This window comes from Streptomyces sp. NPDC007346, from assembly GCF_040703535.1.
Taxonomy (GTDB): Bacteria; Actinomycetota; Actinomycetes; order Streptomycetales; family Streptomycetaceae; genus Streptomyces.
Genome location: NZ_JBEYKR010000265.1, coordinates 1 through 4221 on the forward strand (window position 1 = coordinate 1; position 4221 = coordinate 4221).

Annotated in this window: 3 protein-coding genes; all 3 read right to left on the reverse strand. The window is 71.2% G+C overall.

Going from position 1 to position 4221, the window contains the following annotated elements:
• Positions 1-474: 474 nt before the first annotated feature.
• Positions 475-1932 carry a catalase gene (locus AB0917_RS33730; protein ID WP_366823521.1) on the reverse strand — a complete coding sequence of 486 codons (1458 nt, stop codon included), beginning with the start codon at positions 1930-1932 and terminating at the stop codon, positions 475-477.
• A 229-nt stretch (positions 1933-2161) separates the two neighbouring features.
• Positions 2162-3055 carry a 2-hydroxy-3-oxopropionate reductase gene (locus tag AB0917_RS33735; protein ID WP_366823522.1) on the reverse strand — a complete coding sequence of 298 codons (894 nt, stop codon included), beginning with the start codon at positions 3053-3055 and terminating at the stop codon, positions 2162-2164.
• Positions 3056-3123: 68 nt separating this feature from the next.
• Positions 3124-3963: a TIM barrel protein gene (locus tag AB0917_RS33740; RefSeq protein WP_366823523.1), complete on the reverse strand. Its 840-nt coding sequence runs from the start codon at positions 3961-3963 to the stop codon at positions 3124-3126.
• Positions 3964-4221 lie beyond the last annotated feature (258 nt).

The window sequence follows — 4221 nt, forward strand, 5'->3', positions numbered from 1 at the left end:
CCCGGCACCCCCAGCCAGCCCGGCGTTTGAGGACGGAACCCTGGCGGTGGTGGTCCCGCATCCACGGGCAGGGCGTCCACCATGGCCCTCGCGCAGGCAGCAGCGCACACCATGCCCACGGTTCCGTCCTCGAACGCCGGACGGGCTGGATGGCCGGCCCCGGCCCCCGCGCGGAGACGGGCCGGTGGTGTGCCGCCCAGGTACGCGAGGAGAGGCGTGCCCGGCGCCGGACACGCGAAAGGGCGCGGAGTACGGGACCGTATCCGTACTCCGCGCCCTGGTTCGGAGGGTGACAGGGACCGCGGCGGCGGCGATCGGCCCCGGGGGAGGGCGTCTCCTTCAGGTCAGGAGACGTTCCCGGAGCCTTCACCACCGCACTGGCATCGCACAGCCGCCGCGGCCTCGTCGTCCTGCCCGTGCCGCGCTGCACCCCTCATCCGGGTGCGCGGTACGGGCAGGGGCTTCACCGGGGGCTCAGTCCTCGCGCAGGGCGCGGACGGCCTCCTCCACGCGCCGGCCGTAGTCGGCGTCGGCGGCGCGGAAGTGGGCGAGGTTCTTCTCGATCACGTCGTCGCGGGTGACCTGCGAGAGGCCTCCGGCGATGTTGGCGACCAGACGGGCCTTCTCCTCCCGCGACATCAGCCGGAAGAGCTCGCCCGCCTGGAAGAAGTCGTCGTCCTTGGCGTGGGCGGACGTCTCGTACGTGCCCGTCCACCCGTGGACCGCCAGCGGGGCGGCGAGCGCCGCGTCGGTCTGGGCCGGACCGGCGTACGAGTTGGGCTCGTAGTTCTTGTCGTGGCGCGAGCCGTAGCGGGTGGCGTGTACCCCGTCGCGGCCGTAGTTGTCGACCTCGGCCGCCCTGGGGGCGTTGACCGGCAGCTGGGTGTGGTTGACGCCCAGGCGGTAGCGGTGCGCGTCCGCGTAGGCGAACAGCCGGCCCTGGAGCATCTTGTCCGGGGACGGGCCGATGCCGGGCACGAAGTTGTTCGGCGAGAACGCGGCCTGCTCGACCTCGGCGAAGACGTTGTCAGGGTTCCGGTCCAGCACGAGACGGCCGACCCGCCGGAGCGGGTAGTCCGCGTGCGGCCACACCTTGGTGAGGTCGAACGGGTTGAACCGGTAGTCGGCCGCCTCGGCGGCCGGCATCACCTGGACGTGCAGGGTCCAGGACGGGTTGACGCCCCGCTCGATGGCCTGGAGCAGGTCCGTCTGGTGCGAGTTGGCGTCCTTGCCGACGAGCTCGGCGGCCTGCTCGGCGGAGAGGGAGCGCACACCCTGGTTCGTCTTGAAGTGGTACTTGACGAAGAAGGCCTCGCCCTCGGCGTTCGTCCACTGGTAGGTGTGCGAGCCGTAGCCGTTCATGTGGCGGTACGAGGCGGGGATGCCGCGGTCGCCCATCAGCCAGGTGACCTGGTGGGTCGCCTCGGGGGAGTGCGCCCAGAAGTCCCAGACGTTGTCCGGCTCCTGCCTGCCCGTGAACGGGTCGCGCTTCTGCGAGTGGATGAAGTCGGGGAACTTGATGGGGTCCTTGATGAAGAACACTGGGGTGTTGTTGCCGACCAGGTCGTAATTGCCCTCGTTCGTATAGAACTTGAGGGCGAAGCCGCGCGGGTCGCGGACCGCGTCCGCGCCGCCGAGGGAGTCGGCGACGGTGGAGAAGCGGATGAACGTCTCGGTCCGCCTGCCCACTTCGGAGAGGAAGTCGGCGCGGGTGAAGCCCGTGACGTCGTCGGTCACCTCGAAGTAGCCGTACGCGCCGGAGCCGCGGGCGTGGACCACGCGCTCCGGGATGCGCTCACGGTTGAAGCGGGCGAGCTTCTCCAGAAGGTGCTGGTCCTGGAGGAGGATCGGTCCACCGGCACCGGCGGTGGCGGAGTTCTGGTTGTCGGCGACCGGGGCGCCTGACTCGGTCGTGAGCACACGCTTAGCCATGTGGCGGGATGACCTTTCGTACGAGCTGCTGACGGCTTGAGGAGCGTAGATTCGCCCCAGAGCAACGTCAACAGTTTGTTGAAAACGAAGTGTGTGGTTCCGGGCCGCGGCGGCGCCTGGGCGCGACAGGACAGGTGTCAGCGCCACCGCGGCCCGGAGTTCAGGGGGCCCGTCGTGCGGGCCGTGGCCCCGTACGAGGCCAGGGGCTCCTTGCGGAGCCGGGGAGGGGTCAGACCTGGGAGCCGGAGAGCCGCTCGACCGAGCGCAGCAGCGCCGAGTGGTCCAGCCCGCCGTCGCCCTGGGCGCGCAGCGAGGCGACCAGCTGGGCGACCACACCGCCGACGGGCAGGGCCGCGCCGACGTTGCGGGCGGCGTCGGTGACGATGCCCATGTCCTTGTGGTGCAGGTCGATCCGGAAGCCGGGGGCGAAGTCCCGCTTGAGGAAGTTGTCCTTCTTGCGGGTCAGCACGGTCGAGCCGGCCAGACCGCCGTTCAGGACGTCCAGCGCGGCGGCCAGGTCGACCCCGGACTTCTCCAGGAAGACCACGGCCTCGGCGCAGGCCTGGATGTTGACGGCGACGATCAGCTGGTTGGCCGCCTTCACCGTCTGGCCGCTGCCGTGCGGGCCGCAGAGCACGATGGTCCTGCCGAGCGCCTCCAGGAGCGGCTTCGCGGCGTCGAAGTCCGCCTGCTCGCCGCCGACCATGATGGACAGCACCGCTTCGATGGCGCCGGCCTCGCCGCCGGAGACCGGCGCGTCCAGGACCCGGATGCCCTTCTCCGCCGCGTTCCTGGCGAGGTCCACGGAGGTCTGCGGGGTGATGGAGGACATGTCCACCAGCAGCGCGCCGCGCCGGGCGTTCTCCAGGATGCCCTCGGGGCCGTAGGCGACGGCCTCGACCTGCGGGGAGGCGGGCACCATCGTGATGATGACATCCGCGTCCTTGACCGCGTCCGCGACCGAGGACGCGCCGGTGCCGCCGGCCGCGACCAGCCGGTCGGTCTTGGCCTGTTCCAGGGTGTATCCGGTGACGGCGTAACCGGCCTTGACCAGGTTCTCCGACATGGGCGAGCCCATGATGCCGAGACCGATCCAGGCGACCTTGGGGAGGTTGTTGCTCATGAGGGTGCCTTCCTGAAAAACGTGTGGACGTCAGGGGATCGGGCTCCCCTGCCGGTGGGGCCGGTCGGTCAGCCGGCCGCTCGGGCCGACACCGGGAGCCAGTCGAAGGACTCCGCGCTCGGCCGTTCGCCCGGCTTGTACTCCAGGCCGACCCGGCCCGCGTAACCGGCGTCCTTCAGCTCGTCGAGGAGCCGCTCCAGCGGGAGCGAGCCGGTGCCCGGCGCGCCGCGGCCCGGGTTGTCGGCGATCTGGACGTGGCCGGTCTTCGCGGCGTACGCCTTGATGACCTGGCTCAGGTCCTCGCCGTTCATCGACAGGTGGTACAGGTCCAGCAGGAACTTGGCGTTACCCAGCCCCGTCGCCGCGTTGACCTTGTCGACGACCTCGATCGCGGCCGGTGCGCTGACCAGCGGATAGAGCGGCGACTCCGGCTTGTTGAGGGTCTCGATCAGGAGGATCGCCCCGATCCGGTGCGCCGCGCGGGCGGCCGGCACGAGGTTCTCCAGGGCGAGCGCGTCCTGCACGGCCGGGTCCGCGCCCTCGACGCGGTTGCCGTACAGCGCGTTGAGCGCCGTGCAGCCGACCGAGGCGGCGAAGTCGGCCGCCACCTCGATGTTGGCGCGGAAGCGGTCCGACTCCGCGCCGGGCACGGAGAGCGCGCCGCGGTCGGGGCCGGGCAGCTGTCCGGCGTAGAAGTTCAGCCCCACCAGCTGGGTGCCGGCGTCGTCGAGCGCCCTCTTGAGGGCGTCGAGCTCCGCCTGCGGCGGGGTGGGGGTCTCGATCCAGGGCCACCACAGCTCGACCGCCGTGAAGCCGGCCGCGGCGGCTGCCGCGGGACGCTCCAGGAGCGGGAGTTCCGTGAAGAGGATCGAAAGGTTCACATCGAAGCGCTGGTCCGGGTATCCCATGAGGATGTCGGCGCTCCTTCCGTATTGCGGAAGTTAGTTTCTGCTCAACGGAAGATTGCCCGGAGGGTGGTGGGGCTGTCAAGGGCATGGAGCGGAAATCGCCCCGGTCGGCGGCGCCCGGAACCGTGTCCCGGAGGGTTTTCGGGCATACGGAAGCGGGGGGGGGGGGGGGCGGGGGGCCCCCCCCCCCCCCCCCCCCCCCCGGCCCCGGGCCCCCCCCCCCCCCCCCCCCACCACACCACAGCCAACCCGACACAC